Annotated in this window: 28 protein-coding genes; 11 read left to right on the top strand and 17 right to left on the bottom strand. The window is 67.9% G+C overall.

The window, feature by feature from the left end; translation table 11 throughout:
- Positions 1 to 14: 14 nt before the first annotated feature.
- Positions 15 to 1,019: a DUF368 domain-containing protein gene (locus tag EV191_RS23450; RefSeq protein ID WP_132879467.1), complete on the bottom strand. Its 1,005-nt coding sequence runs from the start codon at positions 1,017 to 1,019 to the stop codon at positions 15 to 17.
- Positions 1,020 to 1,131: 112 nt separating this feature from the next.
- On the opposite strand from EV191_RS23450, the gene EV191_RS23445 reads away from it, so the two are divergent.
- Positions 1,132 to 1,824, top strand: coding sequence for a phosphatase PAP2 family protein (locus tag EV191_RS23445; protein WP_132879465.1), 693 nt, complete (start codon positions 1,132 to 1,134; stop codon positions 1,822 to 1,824).
- Here EV191_RS23445 and EV191_RS23440 read toward each other — a convergent pair.
- The 3 genes from EV191_RS23440 to EV191_RS23430 all read right to left on the bottom strand — a co-directional run bounded on the left by EV191_RS23440 (position 1,790) and on the right by EV191_RS23430 (position 4,929).
- Positions 1,790 to 2,800 (bottom strand): ArsR/SmtB family transcription factor, encoded by a 1,011-nt coding sequence (locus tag EV191_RS23440; RefSeq protein ID WP_132879464.1) that lies wholly within the window; start codon positions 2,798 to 2,800, stop codon positions 1,790 to 1,792. The two genes, EV191_RS23445 and EV191_RS23440, sit on opposite strands and share 35 nt — an antisense overlap.
- A gap of 189 nt (positions 2,801 to 2,989) precedes the next feature.
- The gene (locus tag EV191_RS23435) at positions 2,990 to 3,640 is read right to left on the bottom strand and encodes a response regulator transcription factor (protein WP_132879599.1); all 651 of its coding nucleotides are present in this window, start codon (positions 3,638 to 3,640) and stop codon (positions 2,990 to 2,992) included.
- A gap of 5 nt (positions 3,641 to 3,645) precedes the next feature.
- Positions 3,646 to 4,929 carry a sensor histidine kinase gene (locus EV191_RS23430; RefSeq protein ID WP_132879462.1) on the bottom strand — a complete coding sequence of 428 codons (1,284 nt, stop codon included), beginning with the start codon at positions 4,927 to 4,929 and terminating at the stop codon, positions 3,646 to 3,648.
- Between the two features lie 216 nt (positions 4,930 to 5,145).
- On the opposite strand from EV191_RS23430, the gene EV191_RS23425 reads away from it, so the two are divergent.
- The 7 genes from EV191_RS23425 (at position 5,146) to bcp (ending at position 10,626) form a co-directional block, all read left to right on the top strand.
- Positions 5,146 to 5,319: a hypothetical protein gene (locus EV191_RS23425; protein ID WP_243659178.1), complete on the top strand. Its 174-nt coding sequence runs from the start codon at positions 5,146 to 5,148 to the stop codon at positions 5,317 to 5,319.
- Complete coding sequence (locus tag EV191_RS23420) at positions 5,316 to 5,861, top strand: PH domain-containing protein (protein WP_341539638.1); 546 nt, start codon at positions 5,316 to 5,318, stop codon at positions 5,859 to 5,861. Before EV191_RS23425 ends, EV191_RS23420 begins: the two co-directional genes overlap by 4 nt.
- The gene (locus EV191_RS23415) at positions 5,858 to 7,522 is read left to right on the top strand and encodes a PH domain-containing protein (RefSeq protein ID WP_243659177.1); all 1,665 of its coding nucleotides are present in this window, start codon (positions 5,858 to 5,860) and stop codon (positions 7,520 to 7,522) included. Before EV191_RS23420 ends, EV191_RS23415 begins: the two co-directional genes overlap by 4 nt.
- Entirely contained in the window at positions 7,519 to 9,072 is a 1,554-nt protein-coding gene (locus EV191_RS23410; RefSeq protein ID WP_132879459.1) for an ArnT family glycosyltransferase, read from the top strand. The genes EV191_RS23415 and EV191_RS23410 overlap by 4 nt, the downstream gene beginning before the upstream one ends.
- A 54-nt stretch (positions 9,073 to 9,126) precedes the next feature.
- Positions 9,127 to 9,309 carry a hypothetical protein gene (locus EV191_RS23405; protein WP_132879457.1) on the top strand — a complete coding sequence of 61 codons (183 nt, stop codon included), beginning with the start codon at positions 9,127 to 9,129 and terminating at the stop codon, positions 9,307 to 9,309.
- 284 nt (positions 9,310 to 9,593) lie between these two features.
- Positions 9,594 to 10,112: a hypothetical protein gene (locus tag EV191_RS23400; protein ID WP_132879456.1), complete on the top strand. Its 519-nt coding sequence runs from the start codon at positions 9,594 to 9,596 to the stop codon at positions 10,110 to 10,112.
- A gap of 40 nt (positions 10,113 to 10,152) precedes the next feature.
- Complete coding sequence (gene bcp / locus EV191_RS23395) at positions 10,153 to 10,626, top strand: thioredoxin-dependent thiol peroxidase (RefSeq protein WP_132879454.1); 474 nt, start codon at positions 10,153 to 10,155, stop codon at positions 10,624 to 10,626.
- A 61-nt stretch (positions 10,627 to 10,687) separates the two neighbouring features.
- Here bcp and rdgB read toward each other — a convergent pair whose 3' ends face one another.
- Positions 10,688 to 11,293 carry an RdgB/HAM1 family non-canonical purine NTP pyrophosphatase gene (gene rdgB / locus EV191_RS23390; protein WP_132879453.1) on the bottom strand — a complete coding sequence of 202 codons (606 nt, stop codon included), beginning with the start codon at positions 11,291 to 11,293 and terminating at the stop codon, positions 10,688 to 10,690.
- The gene (gene rph, locus EV191_RS23385; RefSeq protein ID WP_132879451.1) at positions 11,290 to 12,081 is read right to left on the bottom strand and encodes a ribonuclease PH; all 792 of its coding nucleotides are present in this window, start codon (positions 12,079 to 12,081) and stop codon (positions 11,290 to 11,292) included. The genes rdgB and rph overlap by 4 nt, the downstream gene beginning before the upstream one ends.
- A 99-nt stretch (positions 12,082 to 12,180) precedes the next feature.
- Between rph and EV191_RS23380 the strand changes: the two genes are divergently transcribed.
- A complete protein-coding gene (locus EV191_RS23380) occupies positions 12,181 to 13,287 on the top strand; it encodes a lysylphosphatidylglycerol synthase transmembrane domain-containing protein (RefSeq protein WP_165913068.1) in 1,107 nt (368 codons plus the stop codon).
- Here EV191_RS23380 and EV191_RS23375 read toward each other — a convergent pair.
- The 9 genes from EV191_RS23375 to clpS all read right to left on the bottom strand — a co-directional run bounded on the left by EV191_RS23375 (position 13,178) and on the right by clpS (position 19,445).
- On the bottom strand, positions 13,178 to 13,948 hold the full coding sequence (locus EV191_RS23375; protein WP_132879448.1) for an MBL fold metallo-hydrolase: 771 nt from the start codon (positions 13,946 to 13,948) through the stop codon (positions 13,178 to 13,180). The genes EV191_RS23380 and EV191_RS23375 overlap by 110 nt on opposite strands.
- Positions 13,939 to 14,817 (bottom strand): glutamate racemase, encoded by an 879-nt coding sequence (murI, locus tag EV191_RS23370; protein WP_132879595.1) that lies wholly within the window; start codon positions 14,815 to 14,817, stop codon positions 13,939 to 13,941. The genes EV191_RS23375 and murI overlap by 10 nt, the downstream gene beginning before the upstream one ends.
- Positions 14,814 to 15,581 carry a rhomboid family intramembrane serine protease gene (locus EV191_RS23365; RefSeq protein ID WP_243659176.1) on the bottom strand — a complete coding sequence of 256 codons (768 nt, stop codon included), beginning with the start codon at positions 15,579 to 15,581 and terminating at the stop codon, positions 14,814 to 14,816. Before EV191_RS23365 ends, murI begins: the two co-directional genes overlap by 4 nt.
- Before the next feature lie 94 nt (positions 15,582 to 15,675).
- The gene (locus EV191_RS23360; RefSeq protein WP_132879447.1) at positions 15,676 to 16,626 is read right to left on the bottom strand and encodes a PLP-dependent cysteine synthase family protein; all 951 of its coding nucleotides are present in this window, start codon (positions 16,624 to 16,626) and stop codon (positions 15,676 to 15,678) included.
- 9 nt (positions 16,627 to 16,635) lie between these two features.
- Positions 16,636 to 16,914 carry a MoaD/ThiS family protein gene (locus tag EV191_RS23355; protein WP_132879445.1) on the bottom strand — a complete coding sequence of 93 codons (279 nt, stop codon included), beginning with the start codon at positions 16,912 to 16,914 and terminating at the stop codon, positions 16,636 to 16,638.
- A gap of 79 nt (positions 16,915 to 16,993) precedes the next feature.
- A complete protein-coding gene (locus EV191_RS23350) occupies positions 16,994 to 17,461 on the bottom strand; it encodes a M67 family metallopeptidase (RefSeq protein WP_279388453.1) in 468 nt (155 codons plus the stop codon).
- A 50-nt stretch (positions 17,462 to 17,511) separates the two neighbouring features.
- Positions 17,512 to 18,579 (bottom strand): P1 family peptidase, encoded by a 1,068-nt coding sequence (locus tag EV191_RS23345; RefSeq protein ID WP_243659175.1) that lies wholly within the window; start codon positions 18,577 to 18,579, stop codon positions 17,512 to 17,514.
- On the bottom strand, positions 18,576 to 19,133 hold the full coding sequence (locus EV191_RS23340) for a DUF2017 domain-containing protein (RefSeq protein WP_132879442.1): 558 nt from the start codon (positions 19,131 to 19,133) through the stop codon (positions 18,576 to 18,578). The genes EV191_RS23345 and EV191_RS23340 overlap by 4 nt, the downstream gene beginning before the upstream one ends.
- Before the next feature lie 12 nt (positions 19,134 to 19,145).
- Entirely contained in the window at positions 19,146 to 19,445 is a 300-nt protein-coding gene (gene clpS, locus EV191_RS23335) for an ATP-dependent Clp protease adapter ClpS (protein ID WP_132879441.1), read from the bottom strand.
- 144 nt (positions 19,446 to 19,589) lie between these two features.
- Here clpS and EV191_RS23330 point away from each other — a divergent pair, with 144 nt between their 5' ends.
- Both EV191_RS23330 and EV191_RS23325 read left to right on the top strand, forming a co-directional pair.
- The gene (locus EV191_RS23330; protein ID WP_132879439.1) at positions 19,590 to 20,894 is read left to right on the top strand and encodes a nicotinate phosphoribosyltransferase; all 1,305 of its coding nucleotides are present in this window, start codon (positions 19,590 to 19,592) and stop codon (positions 20,892 to 20,894) included.
- 14 nt (positions 20,895 to 20,908) lie between these two features.
- Positions 20,909 to 21,469, top strand: a complete 561-nt coding sequence (locus tag EV191_RS23325) for an isochorismatase family protein (protein WP_132879437.1) — start codon at positions 20,909 to 20,911, stop codon at positions 21,467 to 21,469.
- A 6-nt stretch (positions 21,470 to 21,475) separates the two neighbouring features.
- On the opposite strand, the gene EV191_RS23320 is transcribed toward EV191_RS23325, so the two are convergent.
- Both EV191_RS23320 and EV191_RS23315 read right to left on the bottom strand, forming a co-directional pair.
- Complete coding sequence (locus EV191_RS23320; protein WP_207894632.1) at positions 21,476 to 22,834, bottom strand: MATE family efflux transporter; 1,359 nt, start codon at positions 22,832 to 22,834, stop codon at positions 21,476 to 21,478.
- The gene (locus EV191_RS23315; protein WP_243659174.1) at positions 22,831 to 23,829 is read right to left on the bottom strand and encodes a DHH family phosphoesterase; all 999 of its coding nucleotides are present in this window, start codon (positions 23,827 to 23,829) and stop codon (positions 22,831 to 22,833) included. Before EV191_RS23315 ends, EV191_RS23320 begins: the two co-directional genes overlap by 4 nt.
- Between the last annotated feature and the right edge of the window lie 111 nt (positions 23,830 to 23,940).

Raw genomic sequence — 23,940 nt, 5'->3', positions numbered from 1 at the left:
CCACATCATCACTGTTAGCGAGGTTGGCGGGGGCGTGTTGGTGCTTCGTCCTCGCTGGGCTCGCGCTCCGGCCACGCCGGCTCGGCGGGCTCGGGCGCGGGCGCGACCAGGCTCTTCGGATCAGTGCCGGCGAATCGCGCTTCCACGAAGATGATCAAGGCCACTATCGCGGCACCAACCACCATCAGTGCCACCACCAAGCCGATCGCATCACCGCTTGGCGCGAGCAGCGCTCGATCACCGTCCTGCCATGGCCACAGCGCGCGCAGTGAGCCGATCATCAGCCCGGTCATCACCGCGAGCGTGGCCTGTCGGCGATGTTGTAGCAGCCATTGCAGAACCTTGACAAACAGTCCGAAACCGACAATCGCACCAAGCAGGGCGGCGCCGAGGTAGGCGAAGTCTCGCTCGTTGACCGCGCTGAGTGTCGGCGCGTAGATCCCGACGATCATCAACACGAATGCCCCGGAAAGGCCCGGCAACGCGAGCGCGGCCACGGCGAACGCGACGACGATACTCACGAACCACAGTGGCGGATCCGGAATATCGCCGGATGGCAGCCCGGTGAGCAGCCAGGCGGCCACGACAGCCCCCGCCATCAGCGGGTAGTCCCTGCCCCGCGGCAGGCTTTCCATTGCCCGTAGCGGGATCACTACGGAGACCAGGATCATCCCGAAGAACAGCCCGAACGCCTGCTGTGGGTAGTGCTCCCACACTGGTTCCAGTAGCCGAGCCGCCAGCAGTAGGCCAACGACCATGCCAACCAGGACCGGCAGCACCACGGCCCAGTCCACCGCGCGCAATTGAGCCTTCGCCCTGGCCAGGCCGCGCCCCTTGAGGCCATCGCTGATCAACAGTCGTAGCCCGGAGATCAGATGGCTCGCGGAGTCGATGATCCGGCCATAGACACCGGTCACCAGGGCGATCGTGCCGCCGCTTACTCCGGGCACGGTTTCCACCGCACCGATCATGCTGCCGCGCAGCACGTTCAGCGGCGACTGTTTCCAAGGCGTGGGCATACCCCACACGATAGCCAGTTTCAACCCCCGGTCGGCCGATGGGGTCACGTCCGGTGACAGCGTGTATAACCGGTGATCCAGGAAATCGCCTTGAGAGGAGCAGGAAACACCCGTGCCGGAGTTCAGCATCGAGTGGTACCGAACGATCGTCGACTTCGCCGCCGGTACGCCGCGCTGGCTACAGGATGTCGTCGACTTAGGCACCAGCGGTGTGCTGTTCCTGTTCGCGATCCTCGGATTGATCGCGATCTGGCTGGCCCGACACGGTTCGGCCGCGACACTGGCCAGAGCCCTGCTGATCCCCGTCGCACCGACCATCGCCTACCTGTGCAGCACGGTCGCGAAAAGCGCGATACAGCAGGAGCGCCCCTGCCACGCCGTGCTGGACCGGGCGGCCACGATCACGACCTGCCCGCCGATGGACAGCTGGTCGTTTCCAAGCAACCACAGCACCATCGCCGCGGCCGCCGCGGTTGCGCTGGCACTCGCCTGGCGCAAGCTGACTCCGGTACTGGTCCTGCTCGGACTGTTCGCCGGGTTCTCCCGCATCTTCGTTGGCGTGCACTATCCCCACGATGTGGCCGTGGGGCTGGCCCTCGGCGCGGCCGTCGCAGTGCTCGTCTATCGATTCGGCACATCGCCGGCCACCCGGCTCGTTGGCTGGGGCCGACACCGGTTTCTCGGTACCGCGGAACCCGGCGGCACTGCCGAACCCAGCCAGGAATCCGGCCTGCCCACCCCGCGCATGCCCGGCGACCAGGCGCGGCCCGTTACTGGTCGATCAGGTCGCGGCCGAGCCGAGTAATCGCGTGCAGCACCGACTGCCCCCGGCGCGTGCTGGTGACCAGTCCCGAGCCGCGCAGCAGCGCGAGATGTTGGCTCGCCGCCGGCGAGCTGACCCGAACCAGCTCGGCGAGCTGTTTGGTGGAACGCGGCTCGGTCAGGCTGCGCAGGATATGCGCCCTGGTCGCGCCGAGTAGACCCGCGAGGTGGTCCCGTCGCCGCCCGGACATCGAACCCACCGTCCCGTCGAGCACCGGCGCAGCGGCCGGGTAGACAAGTACCGGCGGCAGCTCGCCGTTGATCAGCGTCACCGGCGCGCCAACACAGAAGAAACTCGGTACCAGGGTTAACCCCCTGCCGGACAGATGCACCTCGTGCTCGGTTGGATAGTCCGCTTCCAGGACCCCACCCGACTCGGTACCGATCGGTCCGCAATCCTTCCATTCGATCGGCTCGGGCAGCCCACGCAACAGGCCAACCGGCCCCTGGGCGGCGAGATCGTGGTTACGCACCGCGAGATCGGCTTCGACCCTCGGCACGATCCGGTCCTCGTAGGGCCGAAGCAGCTCACCGTGGTACTGCCGCAGGGCGCTAACCACCAAGCGCATTCCCACGCCGCGCCGATCAGCGAGCTCTCGCACCCAACCCGGCGCCTGCCTCCGGCGAAAGGCACCCGCGAGATCCTTGTTGACCAGATCAGCTGGCACCTGCTTGATCGACTCGTAGCCAGCCTCGAGACTGAAACTCGACTCCCACGGCGTCAGGAAGTCCGGGAAGTTCCCGCGTGCGGGCACCAGCGTACGCAGCAGACCCATCGAGCGTTCCATACCGCCCGCCCGCAACCGCCCCCTGGCGAGCGCACGCCATTCGGTGTAGTGCCCATGGACGCCTGGGGACTGCAGTTTGTTCACACTGAGCACGAGTTCCCACAATGGGTCGGGCGCGGATGCCACCCGGACCCGTTGCAGATCATCGACTCCGAAGTGGATACGGAGCACCGAAGAACCTCCAGGGTACGAAACTCGAAGCTACGCCATCGGTAACCCAACTCTGTTCGGCCGCTTGACCACGATTCAACACCTATCAAGCTAGACGCGCGCCGGCTGGCCCAGGTTGCCTTCGACGGAAACGCGGTCGCTGGTGGCTGGCAGTCGATTTCGCGACCTTCCGGGCCCGGCGGTCATGGTCTAGATGTGCCCAGCGTCGTGCACGAGCAGCGCGATCTGCACCCGGTTGTTCATGTCCAATTTGGTCAGCAGGCGGGAAACGTAGGCCTTGACCGTGGCCAGGCTCATGTACAGTTCCGCGCCGATCTCCGCGTTCGACTTGCCCTGCCCGATGGCGAGCGCGACCTCGACCTCCCGCTCGCTCAAACTCTCCAGAGTGGACTCCGCGCGCCCCTTGCGATCCGTTCCGGAACCGCCGGCGATATGGGTGATCAGCGTGCGGGTCACCCCGGGAGACAGCATCGGCTCCCCTGCCGCGACCCGCCGGACGGCGTGCATGATCTCCGCGGGCGGGGTGTCCTTGAGTAGGAAACCGCTGGCGCCACAGCGTAATGCGCGCAGAACGTTCTCATCCGAATCGAAAGTGGTCAGCACGATCACCTCGGGCGGCTGGGCCATTACCCGTAGCTTCTCGGTCGCGACCAGACCGTCCACCCTCGGCATCCGAATGTCCATCAGCACCACATCGGGACCGTGCTCGCGAACGGCGGCCGGTACCTGATCGCCGTCCGCGGCCTCGCCAACCACCACCACGTCCTCGACGCCGTCCAGCATCATGGCCAACCCAGCGCGCACCAGTGCGTCGTCGTCGACGATCAACACCCGGATCATCTCGCTCACCCTCGCCACGGTAGCCAGGTGTGCAACCGGAACTCACCATCGGCCTGGCCGAAGGTCAACCGGCCGCCGGCAAGCTCCACCCGTTCGGCCAGCCCAACCAGCCCAGCTCCACCGGTTGGTAGGCCGACCCCGTGCCCGGTAACCGGGTTATGCACGAGCACCTCGATCCCGTGTCCCGCGGATCCGGTAATGGACACGGTGACCTCGGCGCCGTCCGCATGTTTGCGCGCGTTCGTCAGACCCTCCTGGACAAGCCGGTACACCGTCCTGCCCACGGTGGCGGGGACGTCCGCCGATTCGAGCTCAAGTGCGCCATCGTCGAGCGCGGCCACCAGTCGTACCCGCATGCCGGCTACGGCGGATTCCTCGACCAGCCCGGCGACATCGGCGAGTGTCGGTTGTGGATGGTTGGCCTCGCCGTCGGCGAGCTGCCCGCCGCGCAGTACGCCGAGCACCTCGCGCAGGTCCTCGAGCGCCTGCCGGGCGCTGTCCCGGATGGTCGCGGCGGCGCTCGCGATTTTCTCCGGTGGCGCGTCCGGCCGGAACTCCAGAGCGCCAGCATGCACGCTGAGCAACGAGATCCGGTGCGCGAGCACGTCATGCATTTCCCTGGCGATCCGCTCTCGCTCGAGGTGGCGTGCCCGATCGGCGCGCAGTCGCGCTTCGGTCTCGGCCCGACGTGCCCGTTCGCGAAGCGAGATCACCAATTGCCGGCGGGCGCGTACCAGCATTCCGGAGGCGACAAGCACCAGGCAGATCAGCAGGGTCACCGCCACGGACACCCAGTACGGCGTGCCGTCTTCGGGGCGCAGCGCGTAGTACGGCAGCATCGCTAACCCGTGCAGGCTGACCACCAGCAGCACCGCGGGCCAGCGCCGGTGCACGGCCACGGTAAAGATCGCGACCAGTATCGCGCCGCCAGCGAGTTCGGAGAACACCGAGATCGGCAGCAGGGCCAGCGCGAGGCCCACCGGCCAGCGGCGTCGCGTCCACAGCGCGGCACAGGCCAGCGCCGCCGCGATCTGATCCGCGAACAGCAACGATTCGTCCGGAGCCGCACCGGTGGTCAGCACCGCTGAGGAAACCAGTATCCCCCAGCAGCCCGCGAACAGGAAGCACACCGTGTCCACGAGCCAGTCGCGTGTGGATCGTTTGGGCAGCGCATCCGGCCGCTCGGCATCAGGGTCGGTGGTGAGCACGGCGGGTAACCAGCGCAGGCCACGCCGTTCTGCCCGGCGCGCCTCGCCACCGGGCCGCTGGGTAAGCACACCGCGCTCCATGCGGTTGAACCCTACGTGCCGTGCCATAGCCAGGCAGCCGACCAAAGTCGACCTCCACTCATAAACCTTCGGCTATCGGCGGCAGTCCGCCGGCCGCTGCGTGGCGGGTGGCGAACCCGACAACCTGTACATGCAGTGGACATTCCGTCCATCGAACGAGGTCAGAAAGGGGGCGGCATGCGACTAGCCGGCAATGTCTTGGGTACGTTGCTCATAGTGCAGGGCGGCGGAGGAGCACTGAACAATCTCATTGGCGAGGGCCGTAGCTGGTTTCTGGTGAACTATCTGGACTTTCTGAGCGGCTACGAACTCTTCGCCAGCATCGTGTTGGGGGTGCTCGGCGTCGCGATCGTCGCCGCTACGGAATCGAAAACCAAGCAGCGGACATGAGTCAGGCAACGGATATGACAGACCAGGTGACCGAACCAACCGAGCCGACAGGGCAGTTTGTCCGGCTGCGCGCGCCACACAACCGCGTCGAACGACGCGCGATCTGGTGGTGGACGACCCAATGGCTGACCATCGCGGTACCCGTGGTGGTCGCCGGTTGGATCGCGGCCACCACCTGGCTCGACGAACTTTCCTACGCATGGCTGCTGGCGACCGCGCTTACCGTCGTCGCCATAGCCGTGGTGCTGGTCGAACCTCGCTGGTCCTATGCGGTCAGCCGGTGGGAAGTCACCGACGAGGCGGTGTTCACCCGAAAGGGCTGGTTCCTGGAGCACTGGCAGATAGCCCCGATGTCCCGGATCCAGAACGTGGAAAGTGAACGCGGCCCGGTGCAGCGGTTGTTCGGTCTGGCTAGCGTCACGGTGACCACGGCATCCTCGGCCGGCGCGATCAGCATCGACGGCCTCGACGAGCGCCGGGCACGAGAACTAGTCGATCAGCTGACCAGGACCACGCACGCGACTCCGGGGGATGCCACGTGAGCGGCCACCAACCGCCAGCACACGAGTTGCCCGCCGCCCCGCCGGCCACCGACGTCACGGACGAGCGGGCGATCGTCACCGATTGGCAGCGCCTTGATCGGCGCACGATCGCGGTCACCGCGGTATATCTCGTCGGTATCGCGGTCGCCGTCGGCGCCAGCCTGCACTTTCGGTCCGAGCTGCCCGGCTGGCTGATCTGGAGCGGCGCCGCCGTACTGGTGATCGGCGTGGTCGGGTTCGACGTGGTGCACTGGTGGAAAACCCAGTACCGAATCACCGAGCAGCGCTTCGAGGTTCACACCGGCGTGCTTTTCCGGAACCGGCGATCCATTCCGGTTGACCGGATTCGCAGTGTGGACAGCACGGCCAACCCCATCCAGCGGGCGTTCGGCGTGGCGGTGGTCAAAATCGGCACTGGCCAGCAGACGGGCAAGGACGAGGAGCTGAAGCTGGACGCGCTCGCCCAGCCAGTCGCCGAACGGCTCCGCGCGCGGCTGCTCACCGGCGCGCGGCAAATCTCGCCAGCCGTGGCCGCCGCCGAACCGGACGACGCGGCGAACACGTTCGACACGGACCCGGTCAGCGCGGACGGCAACGACAGCGCCGCACACGTGCTCAGCCGGTTGAACTGGTCCTGGATCCGGTACGCGCCGCTGACCCTGTCCTCGGTGCTCGCCGTCGGCCTACTGCTCGCCGCGGTGTACAAGCCGTTGGACCTGATCGGCCTGAACCCGATCGAATCCGGACTTGTCAGTAAAGCCATCGCCGAATTCGAAGCCCATCCATTGTGGCTGTCGATCGGCGCGATCGTGCTGGTCGCGCTAGTGCTCGGGGTGCTTGGTTCGCTGGTGCTGTTCGTGGAAAGTTGGTGGCGCTTCGAGCTCACCAGGGAGACGGTGGCCGATCCGAACACCGGTGGCGCGGCCGAGGCCTTCCGGGTGCGGCGCGGCCTGCTCACCACCCGCTCGCTCACGCTGGAACGCCGTCGACTGCGTGGTGTGGAGATCATCGAGCCGTTCCTACTCCGGCTGGGCCACGGCGCGCGTACACACGCCGTGGCCACCGGGATGAGCGGCCGCAACGACGCGCTGGAACGAGTGGATACCCTGCTCCCGCCCGCGCCACTGACCACGGCGCAGGCGATCAGCGCGCGGGTACTTGATGAGGAAACCGCGCCGACCACCGCGCTTTCCGGCAAGCGACACCCGCTCGCAGCGCTGCGTCGGCGGTTGGTCTGGTCGCTGACGCCAGTACTGGCCGGCTGCGTGGCGCTGTGGGTGCTTGGCGAGACGGTCAGCTGGTTTCCCGGCTGGCCCGCACTGATCGCGCTCGCGCTGCTGCCGATCGCCGCGCTGTTCGCCGTGGACGCCTACCGCAACCTCGGCCATGGGCTGACCGAGCGGTATCTGGTCACCAGGTCGGGCACCGGGCTGCGCAGCACGGTCGCCTTGCAGCGCACCGGGATCATCGGCTGGCGGCTGCGCCGGTCGTTCTTCCAACGTCGCTCTGGCCTGTGCACCATCACCGCGGCCACGGCGGCGGGCAGCGGTGCGTACCAGGTCAGGGATATCGGGATGCGCGACGGAGTGCTGCTCGCCGAGCGGGCCGTGCCCGGACTGCTCGCCCCGTTCGTGGAACGGATGGAGCAGGAGCGCGGATGAGCGCCACGCTGAGCGAGCCCACCAGCCGGCCCACGAGCGAACTCGCCCCGTTCGCCCGCGGGCCGGTGCTCGCCATCGCCGGCGCGATGGGCCTGCTCATGCTGCTCACCATAGGCCGATACGGCTATTTCGGTGACGAGCTGTACTTCATCACCGCGGGTAAGCACCTGGACTGGGGATATGCCGACCAGCCTCCACTGATCCCGCTCATCGCCGCCGGGATGGACAGCATGTTCCCTGGCTCGCTGGTCGCCCTGCGGCTGCCTTCGGTGCTGATCACCGCCTGCGGCGCGGTGATCACGGCGCTGCTGGCCAGGGAACTCGGTGGCAAGCGCGGTGCGCAGGTCGTCGCCGTCACCGCGTCCGCGAGTTCGCCGTTCCTGCTCGCCTGCGCGGGTCACTGGATGGCCACGCAGATGCTCGACCCGTTCCTATGGACCCTGCTGACCTGGCTGGTCGTGCGTTGGGTGCGGACTCGGCAGGACAACATTCTGCTGCTGGCTGGACTGGTTACCGCGGTGGCCGTCCAGGTGAAAATGCTGATCCCGGTGTTCTGGATCATGATCGTGCTCGCCGTGCTCATCCTTGGCCCCCGGCAGCTGCTCGGCCGGCCTAAACTCCGGTTTGCCGGTGCGTTGACACTGCTCAGCGCGCTGCCCACGCTGATATGGCAGACCGCGAACGGCTGGCCGCAGCTGGAGATGCAGAAGGCGATCAGCTACGAGCAGTTCCTGGCCGGCGGCGACTATTTCTTCGTTCCCGCGGTACTGGTGATGCTCGGTCTGCTTTCCGGCGCCGTGCTCGCCTGCTACGGGCTGTGGCGGTTGCTTTCGGCGCCGGAGATGCGCGCCTACCGGTTCCTTGGCTTCGCCGCGCTCGGCGTGCTTGTCTTCGTGCTGGTCAGCCAAGGCCGGCCGTACTACATAGCCGGATTGTTCGCCCTGTGCTGGGCGGTCGGCGCCGTGGAGCTGCGCCGCGAGGGGGAGAAACCGCGGTGGCGGCGCTGGTGGAGCTGGTCGGTCAGCTGGCCGGCCTGGGCGCTTTCCGCCCTGTTCGCGATCTCGTTCCTGCCGTTGAATCCGGTGACCGTGCAGGATGACCAGCCGCTGTATAACCCGATCAACCTGCCCGAAGCGGAGACGGGCTGGCCAGAAGTGGCCGAAGACGCGGCCCGGGCCTATGCCCGATTAACGCCCGCGCAGCGCGCGAACACCGCGCTGCTGACCGGTTCGTACTGGCAAGCCTCGGCGCTCGACTTCTATGGCCCTTCGGTTGGCCTGCGCGACGTCCAGGTGTACAGCCCACACCGCGGATACTGGTTCTTCGGCAAGCCGCCCGAAGACACCAAGGCCGTGCTGTTCGTCGGCGGCCATTCGGAATACCTGAACGACTTCTTCGGCACGGTCCGCAAAGCGGGCACGATCCGCAACAGCGTGCAGGTGGACAACACCAAACTCGGCGCCACGATCTTCTACGCGGAGCAGCCGCGCGCCGACTGGGACACGTTGTGGCCCCGCATGCATCTGTACAACTTCATGCCAGAAGAGTAAGGCGGGACGCTACGCTAGCCGGTACGTCGGCGACAACGTCTGGGGAGGTGCCGGGTGCGCACACTGAATCCGCTGCGCCTGGCGCAACGGTGGGTCGACTGGTTCGAGGCCCGTGGTGGTTATGTGCCCGGCGAGGACAATCGCGCGCTGCGCGCCGGTCGGGAGTTCGGTTGGTTGATCGCTGCATGGTTGATCAGTGTCGGGTTGTTCATCGTGTTCTTCGCGCTGGCTACCTGATTTCGCGGTGCGCGTTCGCCGCACATCGACCGCATCGCCCCAGATCGATGATGAGTGTCACACCCTTTTGAGTAACGGATCACGGCTAGGCCACAGCCGGAAACCAGGTCTGCCTCAAGCGCCTAACTTCGCTCGCCTCCGCCCGTCGGCTGCAGCAGAGTTGTGGTCGGAGTAATGGCATAGCCGGTCGCGCTGGATCGGTTGGCGTAACGGCCCGGCCTGCGAATGGCCGGACGCGGGAAGGTGTGCCCGGTGAAAGGTATGGCCCTGTGAAGTCGACGCGAATGAGATTCGCGAATGCGACGGGTATCGCCCTTGGGGCTTGCCTTTGCGTACTCGCGATCGCTGGCTGCGCCGAGCAACCGGCCACTACGCCCGCGTCGGGTGATGCGCAGGTACAGGTGCGGCAACAGGGCGAACCGCGGTTTGGCGAGACCAGGGAACTCAGCGATGGTCTGCGCGTCACCGTGTCACAGCCGAAGGAGTTCCAACCGAGCGACACCGCCTATCCGCAGGCGGCGCGGGCGGTGTCCTTCGAGATCACCCTGGACAACGCGCAGGCCACGCGTTACCACCTGGCGGATATGTCGGTGCTGTTGACCGCGGACGGGCAGCCGATGAAGCAGGTCATCGACTCCACGCAGGGCTATACCGGAATGGGTTCGAACACCACGGACGTCACGACCGGCGGCACCGCGAGGTTCACCGTCGCGTTCACCGTGCCGCCCGAGTCCGTCCCACTGGAGCTGATCATGGAATCGGGTCGCGGGTCGCTGCTGACCTACACCGGCAGCACCCGGTAGCCGCGCACGGCTTGTGGGCTCAGCGGTAACGTCCACGACTATGAGCGAGCAGAAGCGTCTTTCCCCCGGTGATCCAGCGCCCGAGTTCACCTTGCCGGACAGTGCGGGCAATCCGGTTTCCCTCGCGGATTTCCGAGGGCAGTCGGTGGTGGTCTACTTCTACCCCGCTGCCGGTACTCCTGGCTGCACCAAGCAGGCCTGCGATTTCCGCGACAACCTTGCCGAGTTCAACGCCGCCGGTATGCGGGTGCTCGGGATCTCGCCGGACAAGCCGGCGAACCTGGCCACGTTCGTCGAGGCCGAGGGGCTGACGTTTCCGCTGCTTTCCGACCCGGACAAGACGGTGCTCGCCGAATGGGGCGCCTTCGGCGAGAAGAAGAACTACGGCCGCGTGGTACAGGGTGTTATCCGGTCCACGTTCGTGGTCGACGCGGAGGGCAAGATCAGCACCGCGCAGTACAACGTGAAAGCCACCGGCCACGTAGCCAAACTGCGCCGCGACCTAGACCTCTAGGCCCGCTAACCTTAAAGAACGCGACCACGCGCGGTCACCGCAAGATCCCTAAAGATTGCGGTCAGGGAGCTAGCTCGCGTAGGTCGGGCAGCAGCAGGCGAAGGGCGCGCCCGCGATGCGAATCCGCGTCCTTCGCTTCGGGGGACAGCTCCGCTGCCGTCACCTCAGCACCCTCCGGCACGAAGATCGGGTCGTAGCCAAAACCGTTGGCACCCCGCGGATGCCGGACCAGCGAGCCACGCCATTCGCCGCGCACCACCGTCTGCGCGCCCGCCGGGGTGACCAGCGCGGCGGCACAGACGAAAGCCGCGCCACGCCGCTCGTCCGGTACATCGCCGAGCTGCCCCAGCAGCAGCTCCAGGTTTGCCTTGTCGTCACCGTGCTTACCGGACCAGCGCGCGGACAACACCCCCGGCATCCCGTTCAGCGCGTCCACTTCGATCCCCGAATCGTCGGCGACCGCGGGTAGCCCGCTGGCCCTGGCCACATCCACCGCCTTGCCGACGGCGTTGCCCTCGAAGGTCGGCTCGGTTTCCGGCGACTCCGGAATCGGCGCCAGCTCGTCCAGCCCGATCACCTCGAGTCCGTGCACCCCTGCCGCGTCGAGAATGCGCCGCAACTCGCCAAGCTTCTTCTGGTTACGACTGGCCAACACCAACGTGCTCACGACTTGTTCGCCTTCTTACCGGACCTACCCGATTTCGGCGTGGGCTCGGGCAGCGTGCCCGGGTAAGGCTCGGCAAGCGCGGCCGCCTGTAGCTTGTTCAGCTCGGCACAACCGGCCAGTGCCGAATCCAGCATCTTGTCCAATGTGGAGCGGGCGAAGGTGGCGCCCTCGCCGGTGCCCTGCACTTCGATCATCGTGCCCGCATCGGTGGCCACCACGTTCATATCCACCTCAGCACGGGAATCCTCCTCGTACGGCAGATCCAGCCGCACCCTGCCATCCACCACACCCACGCTGATCGCCGATACCGCGCAGGACAACGGCTTCGGGTCGGCAAGCCGCCCGGCCGCGCCCAACCACGTCACGGCATCCGCGAGCGCGACGTAACCTCCGGTCACCGCCGCCGTCCGGGTACCGCCATCGGCCTGTAGCACGTCGCAGTCGATCACGATGGTGTTCTCCCCGAGCGCCGCCAGGTCGATGCAGGCTCGCAACGAGCGCCCCACCAGCCGGCTGATCTCATGAGTACGCCCGCCGAGCTTGCCCTTGACCGACTCGCGGTCGCCCCGGGTATGCGTCGCGGACGGGAGCATCGCGTACTCCGCGGTGACCCAGCCGAGCCCACTTCCAGTCCGCCAGCGCGGCACCCCCTCGGTGACACTGGCCGCGCACAGCACCCTGGTCTCGCCGAACTCGATCAGCACCGAGCCCGCTGGGTGCCGCTGGAAACCACGAGTGATCTTCACCGGACGGAGCTCGCCGTCTTTCCTGCCATCACTTCTCGCCACGACCGCCAGCCTAAATGCAAGCATTTCCCGCTCATCCGGGGCATCAAAATTTTCAACAAGCGTTGATTTACGACGGCACTCGAGCGCAGAATTAAACCTGTGATTAAAACTGTGGCCAAGGTCGTCGGCGCGCTGGTCGCGCTGGTGATCGCCTACCTGACGCTGCGGGATCGGCTACCCGATCTCAGCGACGTGGCCGCCGCGATACGGTCCGCGCAACCGCACTGGCTGCTGATCGCCGCGGTCGCCGAGTTCGCCGCGCTGGCCATGTTCGCTCGGCTACAGCGCAGAGTGCTCGCCGCGTTCGGCGTCTCGATCCGGCTACCCCGCTCGCTCGCCTTGGCCTACGGCCGCACCGCGATCACCTTCAGCCTGCCGGCTGGCTCCGCGATATCCGCGGCCTACGCGTTTCGCCAGTTCCGCGCACGTGGCGCGGACCAGGGTACGGCCAGCGCCGTGCTGGTGATCTGTGGCCTGTTCTCCTTTGGCGCGCTGCTCACGCTGTTCGCGGTGGGGATGAGCGTCCCCGCGCTCGGCCAGCTAGCCAGCACCCTGGGACTACCGGTCACCAGCGCGCTGCTCGGCACACTGGTGACCAGCCTGCTGTTGCTCGGCAGAACCGTTGCCAGGCGCAGGGCCGGAACGCGGCCGCAGCCCAGCGAACCCGTGGCTACCGTGCCGGCGCCGTCCCGCTGGCCGCGGCTGAGCCGCCAGTTCGCCGAGCTCGCGGACGCGGTCCGTTCGGCGCGCCGGATTGCCAGGCGGCACTGGCTACTCGCCTTCGGCGCGGCCTGCGGCAACTGGCTGGCCGATCTGCTGTGCCTTACCGCTACGGCGCTGGCCTTTGGCCTGCCGCTGGAGGTCACCGAGCTCGCACTGCTCTACCTCACCGTGCAGGTCGTGCGGCAGATCCCACTGACCCCCGGCGGCATCGGCGTGATCGAGGCAAGCCTGCTCGCCGGACTGCTTTCCGTTGGCGCCGCCGAACCGGCTGCCGCGGCGGCCGTGCTCTGCTATCGGCTGCTGTCCTGCTGGCTGATCATCCCGTTCGGCCTACTCGCCATGGCGTTGCCTGGCGGTCGCGCCGGGGCGGAGCTCACAGCTGATAAACCGCATTCTGCTCGGCGAGCCGCGCGTCTCCCCGGTACGCGCCGCGAGCCTCGGCGAGCACCGCGTTCGCATCCGTCCACGGCTGTACGTGGGTGACGACCAGCCGGCCGACCCCGGCGCGGGCGGCAAGCTGGCCGGCCTCGACGCCGGAAAGGTGCACCCCGGCCGGCCGCTCCGGCGCGTCCGTCCAGGAGGCCTCGGCGAGCAGCAGATCGGCGCCCGTCGCGAGTTCGTCCAGTCCCGCGCAGTGCGCGGTATCGCCGGTATAGGCGAGCACCCGCTCACCGTCGGAGATCCGGAACCCGAAAGCCTCGGTCGGATGCCGCATCGGTACCACCCGGATGTGCCACGGACCGAGCCGCAGGTCGCCGGCCGCCAGCGGGTGAAACTCGTACACATCGCCGAGGTCGGCATCCGCGCGTTCCGCGGCATCGGCGGCATGCGCGCAGGCCAACCGCTCCGGTGCCTCGGCCGGCGCGTACACCGGCAGCCGGCGCGCCCGCGGGTCGTAGGGCGGCGCCGCGTGGTATCTCCGATAAACCGTGAGCGCGCTGAAGTCCGCGCAGTGGTCCGGATGCAGATGGCTGAGCAGCAAGGCGTTCAGCGCGAACGGATCGCGCAGGGCCATCAACCGCGCCAACACCCCGTTGCCCAGTTCGATGCCGAGCAGGTAACCATCAGCCTCGAGCAGGTAGCCGGAGGCGGCCGCGTCGGGGCGTGGAACGCTGCCCGAACAGCCCAGGATTGTCAACCGCACGACTGGGAGCGTGCCACACCATCGGGTGTTTCGCCGTTGCGCGCGAGCGCCGGCAGGTTGACGTGCGGGAAGGCGTCCACCTCGTAGCCGAAGCCGAGGAAGCGGCGGGCGAGCTTGGTGAACGGTTCGGCCGGCCCGGTCGCCATGAACTCGTGCCGCGGCGCTCGCGACGGGTCCAGTTCGGCAAGCAGGTCACGTTCGGTGAGCACGCGCACGAGGTCCTTGGCCGTCTCCTCCGCGCTGGATACCAGCGTCACCTCGGGCCCCATGACGATCTGTAGCACCCCGGTGAGCAGCGGATAATGGGTGCAGCCGAGAACGAGCGTGTCCACCTCCGCGCGCAGCAGCGGCTCCAGATAGCCCTGCGCGAGGCCGAGAACCTGCCGCCCGCTGGTCACCCCGCGTTCCACGAAATCGGCGAACCGTGGACAGGCCGCGCTGATCACTGATACTCCGCTGGCCCCGACGAAGGCGTCCTCGTAAGCACGGGAGCGAACGGTGCCGGCCGTGCCGATCACGCCGATTCGCCCGCTGTGCGTGGCCGCCGCGGCGCGCCGCACGGCGGGCAGTACGACCTCCACGACCGGGATGTCGTAGCGCTCCCTGGCATCCCGCAGACAGGCGGCCGAGGCCGTATTGCAGGCGATGACCAGCGCCTTCACCCCGCTGTCAACCAGTCCGTCCATCGCCCGCAGGGTCAGTTCGCGCACCCTGGCGATCGGCAGCGGACCGTATGGCGCGTTCACGGTGTCACCCACATAGCGGAGCCGCTCGGCGGGCAGCTGGTCCAGTACGGCCCTGGCCACCGTCAGGCCACCCACGCCGGAGTCGAAAATCCCGATCGGCGCGGTGCCCTCGACCGTGCTCATCCGGTTTTGCCGCTCGACCGCGCCCACCGGCCGGTTTTCGCCTTACCTTTACTGGTCGGCCCTTTGCCGGTCGGCCCTTTTCCGGTCAACTCGGTCCCCAGCGTTGCTGGACCCGATGCCGCCGCGCTCGCTTGGCCAGCCGATTTGCCGCGGTTCGCCCGCGCGTACAACCAGGCGGCGAGTATCCCGGCCAGCGCGCCGAAAAGATGCCCCTGCCAGGAGATCCCCGGTTCACCGGGCAGGATTCCCCAGAGCATGCTGCCCCACCACGCCAACAGCAGCACGGCGAGCCCGATCTGCTTGATACTCCGGTTGAACAGGCCGCGTACCAGCAGGAACGCCAGCCAGCCGAAGGCGACGCCGGAAGCACCGATGGTGACGGTGTTACCGCCGGGGCCGATCAACCAGACGCCCAGGCCGCCAAGAATCCAGATGGTCGCGGTCACCGCGATCCACGGTCCGAGTCCGCCGGCCATCGCGAGGAATCCGAAGATCAGCACCGGCGCGGTATTGGCGAGCAGATGTGCCCAGTCGCCGTGCAGCAGCGGCGCCCAGAGCACGCCATCCAGCCCGGAAAGGCTGCGCGAGACGATGCCGCCGTTGTCTAGGTTGACCGGCAGCACCACGTCCAGCAGCTCCACCAGGTAGAGCAGCGCGGTGAAGCCGACGATCACGATCGCGGACTGCTTCAGCCTCGGTGGCAGCACCCGGTTGGCTGGCGCGGGCTTGGCCGGCGGTGTGGGCGGCGTTGGTGTCTGGTCCACGCCTTCGAGGTTACGTGGCCTTGCCGCGCGCCGCGTCCGGGCTCAACCCTGAAATCGTGAACATCTCCCCAAATAGGTTCAGGCCCAAATAGGTTCAGGCCCAGAGCTGGCCGTCCAGCCGCTGCGCGGCCTCGTCAAGCGTGCCGGAATACGCGCCGGTGGACAGGTACTTCCACCCCGCGTCCGCCACGATGAACACGACATCGGCTTCCTTGCCTGCCCGCACCGACTTGTCGGCGGCGGCAAGCGCCGCGTGCACGATCGCCCCTGTCGAGATCCCTGCGAAGATCCCTTCGGTCTCGAGCAGCTGGCGGGTACGCCGCAACGCGTCATAGGAGCCCACCGAGTACCGACCGGTGAGCACCTCCTCGTCGTAGAGCTCGGGCACGAAGCCCTCGTCCAGGTTGCGCAGGCCGTACACCAGCTCGCCGTAGCGCGGTTCGGCGGCGATGATCTGCACGTCCGGTTTCTGTTCTCGCAGGTACCTGCCCACCCCGACGAGGGTGCCGGTGGTACCGAGACCGGCCACGAAATGCGTCACGCTCGGCAGGTCACGCAGGATTTCCGGGCCGGTTCCGGTGTAGTGCGCGGCGATATTGGACGGGTTGCCGTACTGGTAGAGCATCACCCAGTCCGGGTTCAGCTTGGCCAGCTCCTTGGCCTGCGCCACCGCTTGGTTGGAGCCGCCGGCTGCCGGCGAGAACACGATCCGCGCGCCGTAGGCCTGGAGCAGCTGCCGCCGCTCGTCCGAGGTGTTCTCCGGCATCACGCAGACCAGGCCGTAGCCCTTCAGCTTCGCGGCCATGGCCAGCGAGATGCCGGTATTCCCGGACGTCGGTTCGAGGATCGTGCTGCCTGGCCGGAGTCGGCCTTCCGCCTCCGCGTCCTCGATCATCTTCAGCGCGGGACGATCCTTGATCGAGCCGGTTGGATTCCGGTCCTCGAGCTTGGCCCACAGGCGCACACCCTCGGCGGGCGACAGATTGGGCAGCCCGATGAGCGGGGTATCGCCAAGGGCGTCGAGCAGCGAGTCGTACCGCGCCATGACCTGCTCCTACCGCATACCGCCCGCGACCGCGGGCAGGATGGTCAGGTTGTCGCCATCCGCGACACTAGCTTCCAGTCCCCCGGCGAAGCGCACGTCCTCGTCGTTGACGTAGACGTTCACGAACCGGTGCAGCTTCTCGTCCTTGACCAGGCGCTCCTTGAGGCCGCCGTGCTTGGCCTCGAGGTCTTCGATCACCTCGAGCACGGTGCTGCCCGCGGCCTGCACGGACTTCTCTCCGCCGGTGTGCGTACGCAGGATCGTAGGGATGGACACGGTGACGGCCATAAGTTCAAACCTCCGCTAGTCAGGCCGGTATTCAGCAGGTGCGACGCTCGCGCCCGCCAGGAAATTCCCCTATGCGGGCTCAGTCACGTTCCGCGGCACGATCTGGAACGTCGTCGGCCCCAGTGTGCGTGAACATGTACGACTCGACGATCTCCACCGGTTCCTCGGTGATTTCCCCGTCCACAATGCGGAAGGACCGGAACTCGGTGTTTTCCGGTACGCGGGTGGAAACCAGCACGTAGTGGGCATCCGGCTCGGAGGCGAAGGACACATCGGTGCGGGAGGGATAGGCCTCGGTCGCGGTATGTGAGTGATAGATCACCGCGGGCACCTCGTCGTTGGCGTCCATCTCGCGCCACACCTTGAGCTGCTCCATCGAGTCGAACCGGTAGAAGGTGGGCGAGCGCTCCGCGTTGTCCATCGGGATATGCCGCTCTGGCGGCCCGGCCGGCTCGGGGCCCGCGACGACGCCACAAGCCTCGTCCGGGTGGTCCCGGCGGGCATGCGCCCATATCGCGTCTACGAGGTCACGCCGGATCTGCAACACGTATCCCATCCTAAGGCTTGATCACGCGCCGCCCACACCGTGGGAACTGGTTAGAGCGCGTCCACGGCTGGCCAGACCTCACGATAGGCGGGCAGGCCGGCCACGCCGTGGGCCGCGAGCACCCCGTGCACCATGGCGCGCGCGAACACCTCGGCAGCGGCGGTGCACAACCGATCCAGTCGCGCGGCCCTACCCGGACCGCCGAACCTCGGATCCGCGGCCCGCTCGTCGTCGGTCAACGGCTGCCGGCCGGTGGCCAGCGCGAACACGGTGTCCCCGTCGAACATGGTGTGCGCGGGACGAACGGCGCGGGCGAGGCCGTCCTGCGCGGCGACCGCGAGCCGGCGGCATTCGGCCTTGTCCAACCGTGCGTCCACCGCGAGCACGCCGATCGTGGTGTTCAGCTCGGTGCCGCCGTTCGGCAACCCTTGTGCTGGCGCTGCTGGCCACTTGGCCACGCCGAACTCGCCGGCCAGCTCGGCGTCGGCGGCGTAGGGACGACCGGTGCTCAGATCCACCGCTTCGCCCGCGGCGTTCACCGCCGCGAGCGCGCCAACCGTGAATTCGTCAACCCGCACGCTCGCGGTGCCCAAGCCGCCCTTGAGCGAGCCCACCCGCGCGCCGGCGCCCGCGCCGACGCAGCCTTCCGCGACCGGTCCATCGCCCGCGGCGGCACAGGCGGCGTAGCCGAAGTCGGCGTCCGGACGGTTACCCCAGTCGCCGACCGGCAGGTCGAACAGCACGGCGGCCGGCACGATCGGCACTACCTCGTGCGGCTGCTGACCAACCGGTAGCCCGACGGAGCGCTCGGCGAGCCAGCGCAGCACGCCGTCCGCGGCGGCGAGGCCGTAGGCGCTACCCCCGGACAGGCATACCGCGTGCACCTGTCGCACCAGATTCTCCGGTACCAGCAGGTCGGTTTCCCTCGTACCGGGCGCGCCACCCCGGGAATCCACCGCGCCAACCGTGCCGTCCCCGGCGAGCACCACGGTGGTGCCGCTCGCCCATCCGTCGCCGAGGCGTTCGTAGTGGCCGACGCGGATGCCCGGCACATCGGTGATCGCGTTACCGGGACCTGGCTGGGCCGGCCGGCCAGTAGTCATCCGGTCAGCAGTCATCCGGTCAGGGCCTGGAGCATGCTTTCCTGCACCCAGGTCAGCCAGTGGTAGACACCGAGATGCGGAGCGCGGGGATCGTCCTCGGGCAGCTCATCGGGCATGTTCTCGTCCACGTCCAGCGCGGTGCCGAGAGCCAGCCGTACGTCGTTGAGCGCCGTAGCCCAGGAGTCCGCCTGTTCGAGGGACAGCCGTACCTCACCACCGTTTGGCGGGCAGGTGTCCATCACCAGCGCAGCCACCTCGCTCTTCGCGGCGAGTAGTGCGGGTTCGTGCAGCGAACGCAACGCGCCAGCCGAGTCCATCTCGGCCTGGTCGGGGTGATCCGCGTCCAGCCGGTGAAAGTCCGGCAGCAACCGGGAGAGCACCGGATCATCCGGCGAAGTACTGGGACCGGCCTTGATGCCGGTCAGCTCGGCCAGCTCGTCCTGCGGTGCCTCGTCGGCACGGGCGGCGAGCATGTCCTGCAGCTGGGAGACGAGCCCGCGCACGATGGCCGCCTCCTGCTGCTCGAAGGTGCAGACGATCTTGCTGCCCTTACGGCGCCAGGGTTTCAACCGTCAACTCCTTCAGGCGGGCCGCTGCATGGTGGCCCACAGTCCAGCGGCGTGCAGCCGCGCGACGTCGCCTTCGACCTTGTCCTTCGAACCGGACGACACGATCGCCCTGCCCTTGTGGTGCACATCGAGCATCAGCTTGGTGGCGTGGTCCCTGCTGTACCCGAACAGTTTCTGGAAGACGTACGTCACATAGGACATCAGGTTGACCGGATCATTCCAGACGACCGTCTGCCACGGCTTGTCCTCTTCGGCGATCTCCGCACCGACCGGAGCGGCCTGTGTTTGCTCGGATTCGACAGGCGTGGTCATGGTCCCATGGTGGCATGCCCGAACCACCCGGTGTGCCAGTAGGGCAACTCGGCGGCCGGGCACACTCCGTGACCGCGTTCTTTGAGGTTAGCGAGCTGGTGGGCGCTGGGGACGGGCGGGAAATCCGCGGCTTAAGCTCGGACCATGACGAGCAACCAACCGAGCACCGCGTTGCTGACCGATCACTACGAGCTCACCATGCTGGCCAGTGCGCTCACCGATGGCACGGCGCAGCGGCCGTGCACCTTCGAGGTCTTCGCGCGGCGGCTGCCGGACGGGCGCCGCTACGGCGTGGTCGGTGGCGTCCAGCGGTTGGTCGAGGCGATCGAATCGTTCCACTTCGGGCAGGCCGAACTGGACGCGCTCGCGCGGACCGGCGTGGTCGGCAACCAGGCGCTGGACTGGCTCGCCGACTACACCTTCCGCGGCGACGTGGACGGCTACCCTGAGGGCGAGCTGTACTTCCCCGGCTCCCCGCTGCTGACCGTGCGCGGCACCTTCGCCGAGGCGGTCCTGCTGGAAACGCTCGTACTGTCCATTCTGAACCACGACAGCGCCATTGCCTCGGCGGCAGCCAGGATGGTCAGCGCCGCGCACGGCCGACCGCTCGTCGAGATGGGCTCGCGGCGTACCCATGAAACGGCCGCGGTGGCCAGTGCGCGCGCCGCCTACCTCGCCGGGTTCGGCAGTTCATCCAACCTGGAGGCTGGCCGCCGGTACGGGATCCCCACCATGGGCACCGTGGCGCACGCGTTCACCATGCTGCACGACCGGGAGCTGGACGCCTTCCGAGCGCAGGTTCAGGCCCTTGGCGCGAACACCACGCTGCTGGTGGACACCTACGACATCAGCACTGGCATCGCGCGGGCGATCGAGGCGGCGGGTACCGAGCTCGGCTCGATCCGGATCGACTCCGGCGACGTCGGCGTACTCGCCAGGCAAGCCCGCGAACAGCTGGACCGGCTCGGCGCGCGCAACACCCGGATCGTGGTCTCCGGTGATCTGGACGAATACGCGATCGCGGCGCTACGCGCCGAGCCGGTAGACGCCTACGGTGTCGGCACTTCGGTGGTCACCGGTTCTGGCGCGCCTACCGCGAGCATGGTGTACAAGCTGGTCGACGTGGCCGGGCATCCGGTAGCCAAGCGCAGCGAGCACAAGGAATCCCGCGGTGGTCGCAAACTGGCGGTGCGGCGGCACAAGGACACCGGCACCGCGCTGGCGGAGCTGGTGTTTCCCTCGGCCGGACCGCGCCCCACACCGGAACCGGGTGATCGCGAGCTGCAGATACCGTTGCTGCGCGAGGGAAAACCCGTGGACGGCCTGCCCAGTCTCACCGACAGCCGGCAACGCGTCCGCGAGGCGCTGATCAGCCTGCCATGGGAGGGACTCAAACTGTCCAAGGGCGAACCCGCGATTCCCACTACTTTCCTCGACGAGCAGCCATGAGTAGGTTCGGCTCCATGAGCACCGCACTGATCGTGGTGGACGTGCAGAACGACTTCTGTGAGGGCGGCGCGCTCGCGGTCTCCGGCGGCGCGGCGGTGGCCGTGCGGATCAGCGAGCACCTGGCGCGCACCGGCTATCACCGGGTGGCGGCAACGCGGGACTACCACATCGATCCCGGCGCGCATTTCAGTGCGCAGCCGGACTTCGTGGATTCCTGGCCGCAGCATTGTCTGGCCGGCACGCCTGGCGCGTCGTTCCATCCCGAGCTGGATGTGACCCCGCTCGACCTCGTGGTCTCCAAAGGACGTTTTTCCGCCGGATACTCCGGTTTCGAAGGCGGTGAACTGGCTTTCTGGCTGCGTGCCAACGAAGTACACGAGGTGGACATCGTCGGCATCGCGACCGACCACTGTGTACGGGCCACCGCGCTGGACGCGGTACGCGAAGGCTTTGCCGCCACCGTGCTACTCGATATGACCGCGGGTGTCGCCGAACCCACGGTGACCGCCGCCCTTGCCGAGCTGCGCGCGGCCGGAGTCGAACTCGTCGGCACGCCGACCGTGGCCGGCCGCTAACCGGCGTTAGCCGCGCACGGCGCCAAGCACCGCCCATTTGCCGGAACGTATCCGGCCGAGTACGGCGCCCATCCGCAACACCATGAACAGCGCGAGCCCGCTCCAGATGCCGAGCAGTCCCCAGCCAAAGGCAAGCGAGAGCCAGATCATCGGCAGGAACCCGGTCGCGGCGCTGAGCAATGTCGCGGTGCGCAGGAACGCCGCGTCGGCCGCGCCGAGCAGCACCCCGTCCAGGGCGAACACCAGACCGGCGATCGGCTGTAGCGCGACGAAGAACCACCAGGCGTTCGGGATCTCCGCGAGTACGCCCGCGTCGGCGGTGAACACCCTGGGCAGTACGCCGGATACCGCGGCGAACAGCACGCCGAGCCCGCAGCCGAAAACCAGCCCGTACCTGGCGATCTGACCGGCCATCCGCCGCGCCTGATCCCCTGCCCTCGCGCCGAGCGCGGCGCCTACCAGCGACTGTGCGGCGATGGCCAGCGAGTCGAGCACCAGGGAGAGGAACGTCCACAGCTGAAGCACCACCTGATGCGCGCCGACCGCTTCGGTCGAGGTTCGCGCGGCGACCGCGGCCGCGGAGACGAAACAGGCCTGGAAGGCCAGGCTGCGCAACACCAGGTCCCTGCCGAGGCCCAGCTGCGCGCGCATCACCGCCGGTTTCGGCCGCAACGAGACGCCACGACCGCGTTCGACGAGCAGCGCCCGAATGAACAGCCCCGCCGAGATCACCTGCGCGACCACATTGGCCACGGCCGAACCTTCCAGCCCCCAGCCAACCGGATACACCAGGATCGGGCACAGCACGGCGGAGATCGCGTTTCCGGCAAGCACGTAGCGCAGCGGGCGCACGGCGTCCTGCACGCCGCGCATCCAGCCGTTACCGGCCATCGTGATCAGGATCAGTGGCGCGCCGAACAGCGCGATCCGCAGCCAGCGAACCGAACTCTCCGCGATCTCCTCGCTGCCGGAGAGCAGGCTCGCGATCGGCGCGGCGAGTAGCTGTCCCACCAGCAGCACGACCAGTCCGACAAAGACCGCGAGCCAGGTTGCCTGCACCCCTTCGGCGACGGCTTCGCTGCGCCGGCCGGCGCCGAACAACCGCGCGGTGCGGGCCGTCGTGCCGTAGGAAAGGAAGGTCAGCTGGGTGGATACCTGCGCGAGCACGACCCCGCCGACGGCGAGCGCGGCGAGCGGCAGCGCGCCAAGATGCCCGACGACCGCGGTATCGACGAGCAGGTAGAGCGGTTCGGCCGCGAGCACGCCGAGCGCGGGAAACGCCAGCTTGAGTACCCGCCGCAACGGCGCGCCGTCCGATGGGGTCGCTTCTTCCGGTTGAGGTGGCCCGGTGTCCTGCGCGCTCACAGCCGTTCAGCCGCGGCGAGCGCGGTTCGCAGGTCGTCGAGTACCGATTCGGCCGTACCGGTCAACGTGCAGCCCGCGGCCAGCCGATGGCCGCCGCCACCGAGGGATTGCGCGGCCGAGCGAACATCCACGCGCGATTTCGCCCGCAGCGAGACGGTGAACTCCCCCGCCCGCATCTCCTTGAGCACCACCGCGACCTCGGCCTCGTTGGTTGCCCGCAGCAGGTCGACCACGGTCTCCACATCGTCCATCCGAGCGCGCGCGGTGATCTCGATCGGCACCACGGCGTGTACCAGGCCCAAGCCATCCAGCACCGCCGGTTCGTAGCGCGCCGTGCCAAGCACCGTGGCCAGCTCGCCCAGCCAGCTGAACGGCAGGTTGTCCACCAGCTGCCTACCCAGCTCGTCCGGGTTCACGCCGGCCTCGAGCAGTCGCCCGGCCATCGCGTGCGTCGCGGGGGTGGCCCTGCGGAACGAACTGGTGTCGGTCATCAGCCCGGCGTAGAGGCCCCTGGCGATCGGCTCGTCCAGCTGTACGCCCAGCTCGTCGAGCAGTGCGAGCACCAGCACCGCGGTCGCCTCGGCGTTCTCGTCCACGACGTTATGCGTGCCGTAACCCGGGTTGGAGGCGTGGTGATCGAGCACCACCACCGGCCGACCGGCGGCACGGGTCGCGTGCACCTGCCCGGCGAGCGAACCAAGTCGCCCCAGGCTGCCGGTGTCCAGCACGACCAGGACTTCGGGAGTTTCCGGAAGTTCGTCCGGCAGCACCGCCAAACCGGAGGAATCCAGGCAACGCAGCGTTTCCGGCACCCCGTCCGCCGGATCGGCGAAAGACACCCGGACGGTGGCGCCACGGCCACGCAGCGCCAAGCCCAGTGCCACCGCGCTGCCGAAGGTGTCCGCATCCGGTTTCACATGCGCGAGCAGCGTGACGTCCCGGGCATCGGTCAACACGTCGGCAGCCACCCGCAGCCGCTGTTCCAGTTCATCCACGGGGTGCAAGTTACGCGTGCCGGGCGACGCTAAAGCAGTCAGGTAGCAGCCAGGTAACATCGCGCACGCTCGTCAGTCCGGTTCGAACCGCCATCTTGAATTCGTGAGTGT

Source organism: Tamaricihabitans halophyticus (assembly GCF_004340875.1).
In the GTDB taxonomy this organism is placed as follows: domain Bacteria; phylum Actinomycetota; class Actinomycetes; order Mycobacteriales; family Pseudonocardiaceae; genus Tamaricihabitans; species Tamaricihabitans halophyticus.
The sequence above is the reverse complement of the archived record's forward strand: the minus strand, read 5'-3'. Positions and strand labels throughout refer to the sequence as shown.